Annotated in this window: 14 protein-coding genes and 1 pseudogene; 6 read left to right on the top strand and 9 right to left on the bottom strand. The window is 42.1% G+C overall.

All coding sequences use genetic code 11. The features are described 5' to 3' along the window. The first annotated feature begins 88 nt into the window (after positions 1–88). Positions 89–1,279, top strand: coding sequence for a trans-sulfuration enzyme family protein (locus tag B4G94_RS20850; protein ID WP_286861668.1), 1,191 nt, complete (start codon positions 89–91; stop codon positions 1,277–1,279). A 96-nt stretch (positions 1,280–1,375) separates the two neighbouring features. On the opposite strand, the gene galK is transcribed toward B4G94_RS20850, so the two are convergent. The 5 genes from galK to B4G94_RS20825 all read right to left on the bottom strand — a co-directional run bounded on the left by galK (position 1,376) and on the right by B4G94_RS20825 (position 7,033). Continuing rightward, positions 1,376–2,527, bottom strand: coding sequence for a galactokinase (gene galK, locus B4G94_RS20845; protein WP_286861666.1), 1,152 nt, complete (start codon positions 2,525–2,527; stop codon positions 1,376–1,378). Between the two features lie 2 nt (positions 2,528–2,529). Beyond that, a complete protein-coding gene (locus B4G94_RS20840) occupies positions 2,530–3,579 on the bottom strand; it encodes a UDP-glucose--hexose-1-phosphate uridylyltransferase (RefSeq protein WP_286861664.1) in 1,050 nt (349 codons plus the stop codon). Between the two features lie 203 nt (positions 3,580–3,782). Further along, complete coding sequence (locus B4G94_RS20835) at positions 3,783–5,057, bottom strand: metallophosphoesterase (RefSeq protein WP_286862168.1); 1,275 nt, start codon at positions 5,055–5,057, stop codon at positions 3,783–3,785. Positions 5,058–5,069: 12 nt separating this feature from the next. Further along, positions 5,070–6,104, bottom strand: coding sequence for a ferrochelatase (gene hemH, locus B4G94_RS20830; RefSeq protein WP_286861662.1), 1,035 nt, complete (start codon positions 6,102–6,104; stop codon positions 5,070–5,072). A gap of 80 nt (positions 6,105–6,184) precedes the next feature. Continuing rightward, positions 6,185–7,033 (bottom strand): 4-hydroxy-3-methylbut-2-enyl diphosphate reductase, encoded by an 849-nt coding sequence (locus tag B4G94_RS20825; RefSeq protein WP_286861661.1) that lies wholly within the window; start codon positions 7,031–7,033, stop codon positions 6,185–6,187. A 300-nt stretch (positions 7,034–7,333) separates the two neighbouring features. Here B4G94_RS20825 and B4G94_RS20820 point away from each other — a divergent pair, with 300 nt between their 5' ends. Beyond that, complete coding sequence (locus B4G94_RS20820; RefSeq protein WP_077437233.1) at positions 7,334–7,753, top strand: nucleoside-diphosphate kinase; 420 nt, start codon at positions 7,334–7,336, stop codon at positions 7,751–7,753. A 488-nt stretch (positions 7,754–8,241) separates the two neighbouring features. Here the strand turns inward: B4G94_RS20820 and B4G94_RS28135 are convergent. From B4G94_RS28135 to ruvX, 3 genes and pseudogenes are all read right to left on the bottom strand, one after another. Further along, positions 8,242–8,541 (bottom strand): annotated as a pseudogene (locus tag B4G94_RS28135) (SAM-dependent methyltransferase); the annotation flags it as partial. 327 nt (positions 8,542–8,868) lie between these two features. Further along, entirely contained in the window at positions 8,869–9,297 is a 429-nt protein-coding gene (gene ybeY / locus B4G94_RS20810) for an rRNA maturation RNase YbeY (RefSeq protein WP_108634680.1), read from the bottom strand. Positions 9,298–9,437: 140 nt separating this feature from the next. Next, on the bottom strand, positions 9,438–9,851 hold the full coding sequence (ruvX, locus tag B4G94_RS20805; RefSeq protein WP_108634679.1) for a Holliday junction resolvase RuvX: 414 nt from the start codon (positions 9,849–9,851) through the stop codon (positions 9,438–9,440). Positions 9,852–9,939: 88 nt separating this feature from the next. Between ruvX and def the strand changes: the two genes are divergently transcribed. Next, positions 9,940–11,166, top strand: coding sequence for a peptide deformylase (def, locus tag B4G94_RS20800; protein WP_286861657.1), 1,227 nt, complete (start codon positions 9,940–9,942; stop codon positions 11,164–11,166). A 119-nt stretch (positions 11,167–11,285) separates the two neighbouring features. On the opposite strand, the gene B4G94_RS20795 is transcribed toward def, so the two are convergent. Further along, positions 11,286–12,275: an aspartate-semialdehyde dehydrogenase gene (locus B4G94_RS20795; RefSeq protein WP_286861655.1), complete on the bottom strand. Its 990-nt coding sequence runs from the start codon at positions 12,273–12,275 to the stop codon at positions 11,286–11,288. 403 nt (positions 12,276–12,678) lie between these two features. On the opposite strand from B4G94_RS20795, the gene B4G94_RS20790 reads away from it, so the two are divergent. The 3 genes from B4G94_RS20790 to B4G94_RS20780 all read left to right on the top strand — a co-directional run bounded on the left by B4G94_RS20790 (position 12,679) and on the right by B4G94_RS20780 (position 15,962). Continuing rightward, positions 12,679–13,626 carry an NAD-dependent epimerase/dehydratase family protein gene (locus tag B4G94_RS20790; RefSeq protein ID WP_108634676.1) on the top strand — a complete coding sequence of 316 codons (948 nt, stop codon included), beginning with the start codon at positions 12,679–12,681 and terminating at the stop codon, positions 13,624–13,626. 2 nt (positions 13,627–13,628) lie between these two features. After that, a complete protein-coding gene (locus B4G94_RS20785) occupies positions 13,629–14,354 on the top strand; it encodes a YebC/PmpR family DNA-binding transcriptional regulator (RefSeq protein WP_104383596.1) in 726 nt (241 codons plus the stop codon). 120 nt (positions 14,355–14,474) lie between these two features. Next, the gene (locus B4G94_RS20780; protein WP_286861651.1) at positions 14,475–15,962 is read left to right on the top strand and encodes a hypothetical protein; all 1,488 of its coding nucleotides are present in this window, start codon (positions 14,475–14,477) and stop codon (positions 15,960–15,962) included. Positions 15,963–15,977 lie beyond the last annotated feature (15 nt).

Here is a 15,977-nt window from a genome sequence, read left to right as displayed (position 1 = left end):
ATAGTGATCTGCACCGGATGCAGTGAAAGGATATGAAAGGTTTTTATTGGTACCCACAAAAAATGAACAGTGATCAATAAAAATTAGCATGGCATCCAATACCGAAACGATTCTCGTCCATGAAGGACAACACTTCAATTCAACTGCCGCAGTAACGGCTCCGATCTTCCAGACCTCAACCTATATTGCGGACAGTGATCCTGCAGAATACATCAAAGCGGCGACAGAAGCCAAACACCCTTACTTTTACCACCGTCATGGCAATCCAACCAATAGCCAGGTTGCGGCGGTAGTCGCCAAACTGGAGAAAACAGAAGATGCACTTGTCTTTGCGACAGGTATGGCCGCCATCAGTGCCGCTATATTGGCTATTGTCAAATCTGGCGATCATATCGTTGTACAGCTTGCCCACTACTCCGGTACGGCCATTTTCTTTAAGGAATTTCTGGCCGACTATGGCATTACAGTCACCGCGGTTGATCAAACGGATACCGCAGCCTTTGCCCGGGCTATTCAGGCGAATACCAAACTGATCTATATCGAAACTCCTTCCAATCCCAATTTAAATATTACGGATCTTAAAGCGGTCGGCGAGCGGGCCCGGCAACGAGGTATTTTGAGTATGGTTGACAATACCTTCGCTTCACCGATCAATCAGACACCGCGGGATTTTGGAATTGATGTCATTGTGCATAGTGCCACAAAATATCTGGGCGGCCATAGCGATCTAACGGCCGGAATTGTCTGTGGAAGTAAAGATTATATCACAAAAGTCTGGAAACGATCCGTGGCGCTGGGTGCATCGCTGGCACCGATGGATTCCTGGTTGTTGCTCCGCGGGCTGAAAACATTGAGCTTGCGTGTCAAGCAGATCAATACGAATGCCCTGCAACTGGCTGAGTTTTTGGATCAGCATCCGAAGATCAAGAGCGTAAGTTATCCAGGGCTTTCCAGCCATCCCCAGCACGAACTGGCAGCCCGTCAAATGAAAGGCTTCTCCGGAATGATCTGTATTGAAGTTGATGGACAGGACGAAGAGCAGGCCTTTAAAAATGCACAATCTTTAATTAACAACCTGAACATCTTTATCAATGCCGCCAGTCTGGGTGGTGTCGAATCACTGATCGTACATCCGGCAAGCATGTGGGGCGGGCACCATACCAAAGCGCAAAAAGAAATCTCGGGAATCACAATGGGTATGTTGCGGATCTCTGTTGGTATTGAAAATATAGCAGATTTGATTGACGATCTAGATCAAGCCTTAAGGAAACTTGGTTAAAAATTTAGCGACCTACTTTCTGTTAGTGGATAAAACAAAAGAGCGTGAATAGTTATCAGACTACCCACGCTCTCTTTTGTTTTATGCGATTCTTATCTAGAGTACACGCGTACCATTCGCAATCTTTACTTGAATGACTGAAAGTTCCTTATCAAATTTTTGTTGATATTCTTTCTCCAATCTTGGTAAAATTGATGCAAGCGCACCCTCTTTAACAATATTGATCGTACAGCCACCAAAACCACCCCCCATCATCCGGGCGCCGATCACTTCGGGGAATTGCCTGACATAATCAACCAGATAATCCAGTTCGGGACAACTGACCTCATATACTTTACTCAAGCCCTCATGGCTCTGGAAGATATGCTGTCCTAGCTGAGCAATATCTCCTGAACGTAATGCTTCGCAAGAGTTCTCTACCCTTTCGTTCTCACGGACAACAAAACTTGCCTTGGCGTAGATATCTGCATCTTTATCTTTTACCAGTTCATCCAGCATGTCCACCGTAACGTCTCGCAGATTTTTAACATCCGGATATTTCTCCCGTACCCATGCCGATGCCTGTTCACATTGCTCACGGCGTTTATTGTACGCTGTAGAAGCCAAAGAGTGTTTCACGTTGGTATTCAAAAGAACGACTTCATAACCTTTGAGATCAAGCGGCACATATTCAAATCCTAGGGAGCGACAATCCAGCTTAATGACATTTTTTTCTTTACCAAAGGCAGAAGCAAACTGATCCATGATACCGCACATCACGCCGGCATAGGTATGCTCAGCCTTTTGTGCGATCTGCGGAATATCAATCTGCTTGACATTTAATTGAAACAATTCACTAAGCGCTAAGGTAACCGCACATTCCACCGCTGCCGAAGAGGATAATCCGGCACCCAATGGCACATCACCATCAATATAAAGATTAAATCCGCCCAATACAGCGCCTCTTTTCTGGTATTGGTCCACTACACCAAGGATATAATTTGGCCAATGTTTTTCTGAAATCGCGATATCCGTTAATTTGACTTCATGGCTTTCTCCGTAGTCTTCGGCATACAATACGATATTATCGTCCGCACGCTTGCTCACAGCAACATAGATTGCCTTGTCAATAGCTGCAGGCAGGACAAATCCATCATTGTAATCCGTATGTTCACCGATAATATTGATCCGGCCCGGAGAGGAAACCACAATAGGATCTTCCTGATATAAGCTTTTAAATTTATTTACTATAGTTTCTTTTGCGATCATTCTTACTTAGATTTATAATGTATAGTAGCACAATTCCGCAGTTGTTCAGCGGCGACTTCAGGTGTAATATCCCGTTGAGGATTTGCAAGCATTTCGTATCCGACCATAAATTTTTTGACTGTTGCCGAACGCAACAATGGTGGATAGAAATGCATATGCCAATGCCATTCTGGATGATCTCCATCATTGACGGGCGCTTGGTGCATACCAGCAGAATAAGGAAAAGATGTTTTGAAAAGGTTATCGTAACGTGTAGTCAATAATTTAAGTATCGCGGCAAGATCTTCCTTTTCCTTTTCGTCAAATCCGGCAATATTCTGCACAGCTCTCTTGCTGACAATCATGGCTTCATAAGGCCAAGCGGCCCAAAAAGGCACCAAAGAGACAAAAGAATCGTTCTCATCGATAATGCGTTCTTTTTTTCTTAATTCTGCGTTGATATAATCGGATAGCAGGGTATGCTGGTATTTGTCGAAATATTTCTTTTGCTGGACACATTCTTTTTGAATTTCTACCGGCAAATGATTTTGAGACCAGATCTGTCCATGCGGATGTGGGTTGCTACAGCCCATGATAGCGCCTTTATTTTCAAAAATCTGAATATAACGGATCCATTCTACCTTAGAAAGTTCCACAAATTCTTTCTGCCAGAGATCAACAACAGCTTTAATAGCGGACTGTTCCATTTCAGGCAACGTCAGATCGTGACGTGGGGTGAATGCAATAACTTTACAGATTCCTTTTTCAGTCTCCGCAATAAATAATTCGTCCTCATTAAATTCCTGTTGGCTGGTATCTTTCAATAAGGCCGAGAAGTCGTTGACGAAAACGAAGCTTTCTTTATAATCGGGATTGATATCCCCATCTGCCCGTTTATTGGTTGGGCACAAATAGCATTGGGGATCATAAGCAGGTCGATTATCACCGGGTAAATCTTCAACTTGGCCCTGCCAAGGTCGCTTACTGCGATGTGGAGACACAAGTACTTTTTCCCCGGTAAGAATATTAACGCGTGTGTGGGGAGAGTCCCCAAAGTTTAAAGTTGATTGCATGTCATGTATAACTGGTGTACAGAATACACAATATTAGCTTTTTTAAGTAAAAAGTTAAAATTAAAAAGTAAAATTATCGAAAGATGAGTCCTTTAAAGCGCTGTAAAAATGGATCGAAGTCCCCCATACCCTTGTTCGATTCAGTCATAGCAGGGTTAATTAAGCCGAGGGCTGGAAGGACCAAAGCCGCCATACCAAATCTTCTAAGCCTTAAACTTCGGATCCTGACCTTTAATCAATTCAAAGACTGTAATTTCGGGCAGAATACCGACACGGCCGGGATAACCCAAGAATCCATATCCAACATTGACGTATAAGCGCTTGTTTTCCTGCGCACGGTACAATCCGGCCCATTCCTTATAGATATATTGTACCGGGCTCCATTGCAGCATTTCAGAACGAACACCAAACTGCATGCCATGTGTATGCCCCGCAAACATCACATCCACATCGGTATCTAATACTTGTGCACGCCAGTGCGAAGGATCATGGGACAAGAGCAGTTTAACAGCCTGTTCCTCGGTTCCGATCAATGCTTTTTTGATATCCCCATGTTTTGGGAAACGACCAGTTCCCCAGTTCTGAACCCCAACAATGCAGAGCTCTTCGCCATCCACCTTGATCTTACGATGCTCATCCATCAACAGGTCCCAGCCCATGACTTTATGCACATCGATCACATCTTTTAGATTTTTTCGTTTTGCAGGGGAATCTTCTTTTCCGTAGTAGTAATCTCCATAATCATGGTTACCCAAGGTGGAAAATACCCCCAGGTCCGACTTCACTCTTGCAAAAATATCTTGGTATTCGCGCATTTCAGATGCCTGAGCATTTACGATATCACCTGTGAAAAATGTAACATCGGGTTTTTCCTTAAGCAACATATCTATCCCGCCGGTCACAGCAGTCTTGTTATAGAAAGATCCCGAGTGTACATCCGATATCTGTGCGATGGTCATGCCGTGAAACGCTTTAGGCAGATGAGGTAAGTATAACGGTACCCGTCTGACGCGGTAATCATATGCACCGGAAACAATTCCCCAGCTCAGCGGAATAAGCGGCGAGGCGCCTATTAATATACCGGCTTTGGTCAAAAAATCCGATCGGCTGATTCCTTTCACCGGATTTTCAGGTAAAGGATCGCCAGCATCTTCAACAAGATCCTCAACAGACTCTTTCTTACTGAACAAGCGTTTGACCCACACACCGCCGCGACGGATGTCATCGATCAAGAGGATCAAAAAGAAGAATAATTTTGAAGTTGCTGTCAAAAAGAATCCAACCAAAATAACAGACCTTACAATCAGCGGAATGCTATATTTGGCTGATATAAAAACACCTAATAGCAGGAGGGCGGTATACGACCACCATAACACGGCGAATATTTTTGTTTTGGGAAATTTAATCTTCGTAGCGCGAAGGGCGAAAAAGATATAAAAATCTAGAATGAGTAAAACACATGCATTTACTAACAACATCATTAATTCGTTTTAATTTTTGGCATTGAGCGCCAATTGCTTTAGAGATTTGATCCATTTGGGATCGTCATTGAGACTTTCAACCAAACAGACTTCCTCTCCCCCTAAATTCTTGAATTCATTAGCATATTCCACGCCAATTTCATCGATCGTCTCTATACAGTCGGCCACAAATGCCGGACTGAAGACCAATAATTTTTTATACCCTTTACTGGCAAGGTCATGCAACAAATCAGAAGTATAGGGTTGAATCCATGGTTCTTTGCCCAATCGGGACTGGAAGCACAGTGAATATTGCTCTTTCTGCAAGCCCAATTTTTCAACAATGGTCCGGGTAGTTGCATAACACTGAGAAACATAACAATAGGCATTGACATTTGTTTTACAGGAATCACAACCTGACTCAGGACATTTTAGCTGGCCTGTAGGATCCACTTTGCCGAGCTGTCTGACGGGAAGGCCATGGTAGCTAAAAACAAAATGGTCAAAATGTTCAAGATCGTATTTTCGGGCATGGTCTGCAAAGGTCTCAGCCATCAATTCATCCGTACAGAAATTGCTCACAAAACTAATTTCAGGCAGATAGTTCCATTTGCGGATCAGCTCCATCACACGGTCGATGACCGAGCCAGAAGTTGCAGAAGCATACTGAGGGAATAACGGAATGACACGGATAGACTCGAGCAGCATACCTTCCATCTTGCTCAGTGCAGCTTCTATGGACGGATTTTGGTATCGCATGGCCAGTTCTACATGGTACTCGTCGCCCAAAGACTCCTGCAATAGGTCCCGTTGCAATATACTATAATGCATTAAGGGTGATCCGGTTTTCTTATCCCAGATTGTTTCGTAAATCTTTGCTGATTTTGGTGCACGGGTACGAGCAATTATTCCTTTCACCAATAAAGTCCGTTGGAAATAAGGAATATCTATGACACGTGGATCCATTAAGAATTCGGTCAAATATTTTTTTACATCTGGAGTAGTTGGACTATCGGGTGTACCTAATTGTACTAAAAGAATACCTTTTTTGGCTTTATTGATCATAGCCTACAAAAATAAACAAAAAAGCATGTACTGCAGATTCACTCGCGATAATATGAAATATCTATGACGGGTAAACTAGGTTAGAGTGCTTCCAGGGTCGCTTTTACATCTTTCATCAGCCACATTGGTGTTGAGGTTGCTCCGCATATACCAATACGGTCACCGGTCCTAAAAACTGACGCATCCAGTTCGGCAGGGTCGGAGATAAAGTAACTTTCAGGATTGGCTTTTTGGCATACCTCAAACAAAACCTTTCCATTGGAAGACTTTTTACCGGACACAAAAACAATTTTATCATATTGTCGAGCAAAGGCACCAAGATCCTCATATCTGTTAGACACTTGTCTACAGATGGTATCATTGGCCTTGACCTCATACCCTCTCTTGATCAACTCATCTTTGATGGCGTAGAATTTATCCACACTTTTTGTTGTCTGACTATAGAGCGTAAATGAAGCTGGCAAATCAGCATCATCCAACTCAGCTATATCCTGAAATACGAGTGCTTCGTTATTTGTCTGTCCCTGTAGACCGATGACCTCCGCATGCCCATGTTTTCCAAAGATCAAGATCTTTTCCTCCTGGTCAAAAGAGGTTTTGATCCTATTCTGCAATTTGAGTACGACTGGACAAGAGGCATCAATTAGCGTAATATTGTTTTCTAAAGCTGTACGATAGGTCTCCGGAGCTTCGCCATGTGCACGGATCAGCACCTTCTCGTTTTGTAGTGTAGGCAACGCAGCATGATCAATAATACGCAATCCTTTGGCTTTCAACCGGGCTACTTCTTCGTCATTGTGTACGATATCACCAAGACAATAGAGGTAACCATCCTCTTCCAAAATCTCCTCTGCCATATCTATAGCGTATACCACTCCAAAGCAAAAGCCGGAATCCTTATCGATGTCTACTGTTAGATTTAATGCCATAACATTACAAAGTTACATATTCATATTGAATATATTTATGGAATGGATTTGTTAACAGCTGATTTTTTATTTCCGTTTATTGTCAATTACCTATGATCTTATTACATTTTGTACGATAAAAAGATTGCCAGTGACTGAGTGAAAGCCAAACTTTTGGTTTCAGCACTACTAAACGGCAACTTGTTTCACGAGACTGAGCACGTTAAATTAACACACTATGACGAATAAATTGTTTTTATATAAGCCTAATTATATTGCATATAAAAAGCAATTTATCTAAGTTTGCAAAAAAATAAAATAATGGCAACTAACAGAACTTTTACGATGATTAAACCTGACGCAGTAGCGAACGGTCACATCGGTGCAATCTTAAACGATATTATTGCTGGTGGTTTCAAAATCATTGCAATGAAATACATTCAGTTATCAAAAGAAACTGCTGGTGCATTTTACGCTGTGCACAAAGAACGTCCTTTCTACGGTGAATTGGTAGAATTTATGACTTCAGGTCCTATCGTTGCTGCAATCTTAGAAAAAGACAACGCAGTTGAAGATTTCCGTACATTAATCGGTGCTACGAATCCTGCTGATGCAGCTGAAGGTACAATCCGCAATAAATATGCTAAATCTATCGATGCCAACGCTATCCACGGATCTGATTCTGATGAGAATGCGGCTATCGAAGGTAACTTCTTTTTCTCTCAATTTGAAAGATTTTAGTCATTGACAATGCTATAAAAAAAGCGTTGTACTGTTGTACAACGCTTTTTTTATGGATCATCGTTTTCCTATCTCCACATAAATCCACCAATCCTAAAAAAGCGGAGGAATTTATTGATCGCTGTTAGTGCCGGTTTCTTAATCTTCCATTTTAAACCACTTAAACCCGTTGGTGGAGCGTCAAAATCTTGTACTGTAGCGTTACCCGTTCTCATATGAGTAGGCGGCTGCATTTTACGTTTCTCAACAACCAAAATGCTATCGTAATAATGTAAAGAGTTGACCGAACGTGTAAACTCATTGACCTTTAGCCCCCGTTGTTCTGAATGATAGGCATTGATGTAATCAATAAAGTTCTTACTATATTCGATAAATGTGCCATTTCGCTTATGTCCACCACCATAAAAAACTTGGTAAGAGGTATGCAGATCTTCACATAGATAGACACCATCCTCTTTTACATGCCCAAATAGTTCTTCAAATGTAATAATCTGTTGCAGCATGGTATGCCCACCATCATCTATCAGAATATCTATTGGAGGGATTGACTCTTTCACTTTGCGCAGGAATTTACGGTCTGACTGAGATCCGATAAATATCTCGACGTTCTCCTCTTCCAGTGCTTTGCAGTTGGGGTTGATATCTACCCCGTAGATTTTTGCTTTGTCGCCAAAATATTTCTTCCACATCTGAAGGCTCCCGCCCTGAAAGACTCCTATTTCCAGCACGACAATCTCCTTACCTTTGAATCGGCGGAAATGACGATCGTATACATCGAAATAATGCATCCATTTGTTGATCAGCTTATCATTATTATTCCGGAAATATTCCTCTAACTCGTTCATATTAGACACTTAATAAAAGGTGTAGAAAATTTGTGTCGAAACTAGCTAAATATAATCGAAAAGTCAAGTTTTTTTTGATGGAAAAACAAACTGGATAACCTCGTATCAGCCATATTTTCAGCGCGGTTTATCCAGGGAGATCTGTGACAGCAAATGACAGATCTCCCGCATGAAGAAAATAAACGAGTAAAAAGGATAAGCACCACCAGGAAGAATTACATACCTGAATGCGGCTCCGAGGTGCTAAGAAGAAAAAGTTACGATAAAAAACTAGAAATTTCGTTTTCCTAGATATTCATCTTCTTTCGCCGTCATCTTGGTTTTATCCGCAGGCTTTTTGTCCGGATATCCACAAAGATGCATAACACCGTGAATAATGACACGATGTAATTCATCGCGCTCGGCAACGTTAAATTTTTGTGCATTCTCCTGAATACGTTCCACACTGATAAAAATATCACCAGCAATGGTATCCTCGTCTTCTGATGAATCAAAAGTCACAATATCCGTATAGGTATCGTGATTCAGGTATTCTTTATTGATCTCCAACAGGTATGCATCCGAGCAAAGGATAAAGCTCAATTCGCCGACACGCTTAAACCCTTCGCCTTTAATCGCATCAGCGATCCATTGGCGAATCTTACCTTTTTCTTTTAGTTTATAATCTATGTCCTCTGTAAAAAATAATATGCTTTTCATCTGTAATTAAGTATTAAGTGAGCACACGGAGCCCAGTTTTCATCCCATCAGTTAGATGGATCTTATGATCTTCAAATCGATATTTCCCCACCCGCAAAGCTGTCATGTATCGGGAAAGAGATCATGCCATGAATTCTCATTTAAAAACTGCGGCTATCCATGTAGCTTTGTAAAATAATCGTCGCTGACACCGTGTCGATCAGGCCTTTCTGTTGACGGTCCTTTTTCTTCTTGCCACTTTGAGCAATGGCTGCGGAAGCCATTTTTGAGGTGAAGCGTTCATCAATTTCGACAACCGGGATCGCCGGATATATCTTTTTCAATTTACGCATAAACCCGACAACGTGCGAAGCTGATTCGGAGTCCGATCCATCCATTTGTCTGGGCTTGCCGACAACAAATGTTTCGATCTGTTCCGTTTGGAGGTAATCCGTTAGAAAAGTCCAAATATCCTGCGGATGTACTGTTGTCAGTGCCGTAGCAATAATTTGCATCGGATCGGTTACTGCAACCCCAATTCGTTTTGTACCGTAATCAAATGCCATTAACCTCATGGAACCATCTTTTTTTACAAAAGTACAATTTAGATATGAGTATTGAGATTAAAAAAGCTATACCTTTGATAGACTATTAAAAACGCACATGAGAAAAACAGTTATTGCCAGCCTTTTTGTTGCATTTTGCCTATATGGCCATGCCCAGAGCAATTATGAGCAACAAATTTTGGCGCAGCGCAAGGAAAAAGCTTTGGAATTGGCCAAAGAACAATTTGGTCCGTTGAAGGCAGAACAAGTGGCTTCTTTGGATTACTTCCCTGTAAGCGCAAACTATAAAATCAAAGCCAATATAGAGGTCCTATTTGATGAACCTGTATTTCGTATGCCGACCTATGACGGCACCAGCAACGAGTACAAACGTTATGCGACAGTGACATTTCAATTGAATGGAGCTGAAAGAACATTGAATATTTACCAGAGTGTCGCCTTATTTCAAAATCCTGTCTACAAAAAACATTTATTTTTACCATTTTTAGATCAGACAAATGGCCAGGAGAGCTATAGTGGTGGACGATATATCGACTTATCCACGGATGACATCAAGGGCAGTATCATTGAAATAGATTTTAATAAGGCTTACAATCCTTATTGTGCCTACAGCAACGGTTATCGCTGTCCGGTTCCCCCAGTAGAAAACAATTTAGAAACAAAAATTATGGCAGGAGAAAAAGCCTTTCATAAAGCGAAGAATGAACGTCCCGTTAACCTAAATGGTGGACAGGAATTTACAGAAGCTGATAAGAAGATTATTTTGTCAGGGAATGAAAACACGCTTCTTCGTGTATTGCAAACTACCGATGAAAAAGATTTAAAGGTATTGAAAGCAACAAGCAATGATGTTAAATACAACGACCCGCTGGTAGAAACGCTTTCAAAGCGAATGTTTGCGACCGTTCGGGATCCAAATCACCCAGGCGTGGGAATAGCTGCTCCCCAAATTGGCATCAACAAAAATCTCATCTGGGTGCAGCGGTTTGACAAGCCGGAACAACCTTTCGAGTTTTATGTAAACCCCAAAATCCTATGGCGCTCGAAGCTAAAACGGAAGGGTGCCGAGGGCTGTCTCTCCATCCCCAACCGCAAAGAAGATGTGTTGCGGAGCTATGCAATCCGTCTACAGTACATCAACAAGGAAGGAAAAGTGATTGAAGAGAATATTGAGGGCTTTACCGCAGTAATCTTCCAGCATGAAACGGATCATCTCTTCGGAATATTATTTCCTGATCGTCTGGAGGAACAACAAAAAGAAAACTATTTCCCGCTAAATGATAAAATTGATTTTTCTATTTTACCAAAAACCTTGACACCGTAGTTTCAGATTTACTGGACATCCTCAACGTGCATGACTGGATATCAATCAACCATCATGCGTTATTAAAAAGCCCCCATGAACTGCTTCATGGGGGCTCAATATGATGGAATCTACTTGAGTTAGATCAATCCTTTTTCTGCCAATAGTTCAGCAACTTGAACAGCATTCGTCGCTGCACCTTTACGCAGGTTGTCTGCTACTACCCACATATTTAACGTATTCGGTTGAGAATCATCACGACGTATACGTCCCACAAAAACTTCATCTCGACCGTGTGCGTCTTTTGGCATCGGATATTGAAGAGAAGCTGGATCGTCGACAACAATACAACCGCTTTGAGCAGCTAACGCAGCACGCACATCATTTAAATCAAAGTCATTTTCAAATTCGATGTTCAATGACTCGGAGTGCCCACCCATCACTGGGATACGTACAGTTGTTGCCGTTACTTTGATCGAATCGTCGCGCATGATTTTGTTGGTTTCCAAAATCATTTTCATCTCTTCTTTTGTGTAACCGTTCTCCTGAAACACGTCGATATGCGGAATGACATTCAAATCAATCTGATAAGGATAAGCTTTCTCGCCTTCTTTACCGGCGCGCTCGTCCATCAACTGATTAACGGCTTTTACTCCAGTACCTGTTACGGACTGATAAGTCGAAACTACGACACGTTTAATTTTATATTTATCATGTAATGGTTTTAAGGCCACTACCATCTGGATAGTTGAACAATTCGGGTTTGCAATGATTTTATCATCAGCCGATAATACATCGCCATTTACTTCCGGAACGACCAATTTCTTCGTCGGATCCATACGCCAAGCGGAAGAATTGTCAATGACTGTAATTCCGGCTTCTGCAAATTTTGGTGCAAATTCTTTGGACGTATCGCCTCCCGCGGAGAACAATGCAACATCAGGTTTCAAAGCAATAGCCTCAGATGGTGTAACCACCTTATACTTCTTTCCCTTGAATTCAATTTCCTTACCCTTGCTGCGCTCTGAAGCTACCGGAATCAATTCTGTTACTGGGAAATTTCGCGCCGCCAACACGGTTAGCATCTCAGTACCTACAAGGCCTGTTGCGCCGACTACTGCCACTTTCATTTTTGTCTGTGTTTAAATTGTATATAAAATTTGTTATTTGATTTGTTTTTAGTTGATTCTTGAAGAATGAATTCTTCAAATTTAAAAAATATTCCGTAATTACGCTATTAAAATAATAAAATATCCCTCGTTCTGCTAAAAAAGTCACAACAGTTCCATTTTGTTATTCTCAACAACATAAACGGCTACGTTATGTTGACGCTATATGTCACAAAAAATTGAAGTAGCGACAATTCAAAAAAAATAAAAATTTTCGCTGCTCGTTCAAAAAAAAAGAACAAACGATTGAAACGGTTTAAAATCTCATAAAAACTGCGCCAAGAGTCTATAAATTAACATTTTTAGCGGACTATCCTTGACACCAGACAGTTGCTAGATACTGAAAAGCCTTTATATTTGCATCATGAAAGAAAGCATTATTATCATTGGTGCAAACGGCCAAATCGGTACTGAATTGGCAATCGCTCTGCGTAAAAAATTTGGTGCAGAAAATATTGTCACCACAGACATCAGAGAACCACAAACAAAAAGCCCCGACGAAAATTTTGAAATTGCAAATGTACTTGACAAAAATGGTCTTGAGTCATTATTTCAAAAATATAAACCTACTCAAGTATATTTATTGGCAGCGATGCTTTCTGCAACAGGCGAAAAATATCCTGAAAAAGCCTGGGAGCTTAACATGAATGGGTTGCTCAACGTGCTTGACCTTGCAGTTACGTATAAAGTTTCAAGAATATTCTGGCCAAGTTCGATCGCTGTCTTTGGTCCCCATTCACCAAAGGAGAACACAGCGCAATATTGCGTCATGGATCCCAATACAATCTATGGCATCAGTAAGCTTGCGGGCGAACGTCTTATCGAATGGTATCAGGAGCACCGCGGATTGGATATCCGTAGCGTAAGATATCCGGGGATTATTTCCTGGAAGACCGAACCGGGAGGCGGAACAACAGATTATGCTGTTGATATCTTCTATGAGGCACTGAAAACAGGCACTTACGAATGTTTTCTATCTGAAAATACAGCATTACCCATGTTATACATGGAAGATGCCATCCGCGGTACACTTGAACTGATGGACGCCCCGCGGGAGAGCTTGAGTATCCGCCACAGCTATAACCTTGGCGGTATTACGTTTACTCCGAAAGAACTCGCACAAGAAATTAAAAAAATTCTTCCTAATTTTGCAATCTCTTACGTAGCGAATGACCCAAGACAGCAGATTGCCGATTCATGGCCTGCAAGTCTGGATGATTCATACGCAAGCAAAGACTGGAACTGGAAGCCAGCATTTGACATCCAGAAGATGACAGTCGATATGATTGAGAATCTTAAAAACAAAATATAACAATGGGAAGAGCTTTCGAATTCAGAAAAGAGCGGAAATTCAAACGCTGGGCTAAAATGGCCGTACAATTTACACGTTTAGGTAAAGAGATCGCTATGGCGGTTAAAGAAAGCGGCCCGCACCCTGAAACCAACTCGAGACTTCGCACGGCAATACATAATGCTAAGGCTGTAAACATGCCTAAAGATCGTATCGAAGCGGCTATAAAACGTGCTTCGGAGAAAGATTCAAAAGGTTATGAAGAATATGTATATGAGGGTTATGGCCCACATGGTGTTCCGGTTTTGATCGAAACAGCAACTGACAATACCAACCGTACTGTCGGAAATATCCGCAGCTATTTTACAAAAGCTGGTGGTTCATTGGGAAAAACGGGATCCTTGGATTTTATTTTCAATCGCAAATCCATTTTCCGTTTTGCGGCTACAGAAGAATTAGATCTTGAAGAATTGGAATTAGAGCTTATCGATGGTGGTTTGGAAGAATTATACGTTGAAGCTGATGAAGAAGGTAATGATGTTGCCGTAGTGCAGACTTCTTTTGAGGATTTCGGTAATATGCAAAAATTGCTGGAAGAGAAAGGTATCGAAGTAACCTCGGCAAAATTAGAACGTATCGCGTTATCGCATTCTGACATTACAGAAGAACAAGCTGCTGATGTATTGAAGATGATTGATAAAATCGAAGAGGATGATGATGTACAGGCGGTATACCATAATATGGCTTAAGCCATTTATCTCAAAAAATATTTAAAAAGAGCGCTTGTCGCTCTTTTTTTATAAAAGGCCTCTCAGCGCCGTCAGAAAAATTACTACATTTGTAATAGACTATATCAAACTCATAACAGGATGACTTTTGAAGAATTTTTCACGAAAAAGAAAATTGATTTAAAAGCTTTAAAAGCTGCAGATGAACCCTTATTTGAAGAGTTCAAAGCACACTATTCTGCTATGGGAGAGAAAAGCTTTGATCATAGTAAGAAGTTTTGGTTCAACAAACTTCGGAAGAGCTTCCATCTGGCAGAAGAAGAAGCCGTGCTTATCAAAAAACCTGTCCAGACAGATCATGTGGAGACTGCGCCGGCTGCAAAGGACACCATTGCCGCAAAACCTGCAGGTTTCAAACCCCGGTTTAAAGCAGCTACCCCAGCTGAGCCTGCTGATCAGAAAGAGGAACCGAAAACAGATCCATCCACAACACGTTCAGAAGCGACTGATAGTACAGTAGCAGAAACACCGAAGCCAGCTGGGTTTAAGCCCCGCTTTAAACCGGGCATCACTAAAAATACAGCGAATACAACTGAAACACCTACCCCTACAGATTCGTCAGGGGAATCGGTTCCAGAAACGCCGAAGCCTACGGGATTCAAACCACGGTTTAAGCCAGGCGTGACAAAAGCCGCTGCCTCTGAACAGTCAGCACCTTTGGGAGAAAATCCAGTAACAGCTTCAGAGACGAAGGCTCCTGAAGCAGCTGAAACCGCCAAGCCAACGGGGTTCAAACCACGCTTCAAAGCGGGCGTAACGAAAACAGAAAGTGCGGATGCTGCTGCGGTTACTTCAGCTGAAGGCACGGACACGCAACCGACAGCTGAATCTGGCCAACCAATACCGTCGGATGCTGCTGCGAGTAATACGGTGACAACAGCTATTGAAGGACAAACAGACAATACTGATGACCACATAACAACCGCAGCAAACAAACCCGCAGGTTTCAAGCCGAGGTTTAAGCCCGGTGTGACGAAAACAGAAAGTGCGGATTCCACGCAAAAAAAGACGACGCCAGTAGCGAACACCGTTGACAAGCAACAACAGGAAATTAGCGAGCAGGAGCCAACAATAGCGAAACCAAAAGGGTTTACACCTCGCTTTAAAGCAGGGATAACGAAAACAGGAAGTACTGATAACATACAGGCGGCTGAATCTGTTCAATCCGCAACCCCTTCAGTAGAGGACGCGACGACAACTCCAGTATCTGCAAATAGCGCTGCGACAGCGGATACATCCTCAACCACAGAGGCCCCGAACAGTTTGGCAAGCGAAATTTCGAAGCCCACCGGCTTTAAGCCAAGATTTAAAGCAGGGATAACCAAAACAGCAAATACCGACTCGACACCGGAAGTGGTTCCACCAACAGAAGACCTGAACTTACAGCAGACCGCTGCCCCTACTCTACAGGCAACGCCGACACCTACGGAAAGCAGCATGGACAAACCGACCGATGAACTGCAACAGAACAACGATACTACGCAGGAGCAGGCAGCGGCAAACAAGCCGACAGGGTTTAAACCTCGCTTCAAAGCGGGATTAACAAAAATTGATAAAAAGGAAGAATAATTTTCACTACATTTA

It is taken from the genome of Sphingobacterium sp. UBA7625 (genome assembly GCF_002484085.1).
Lineage (GTDB): Bacteria > Bacteroidota > Bacteroidia > Sphingobacteriales > Sphingobacteriaceae > Sphingobacterium > Sphingobacterium athyrii.
The sequence above is the reverse complement of the archived record's forward strand: the minus strand, read 5'-3'. Positions and strand labels throughout refer to the sequence as shown.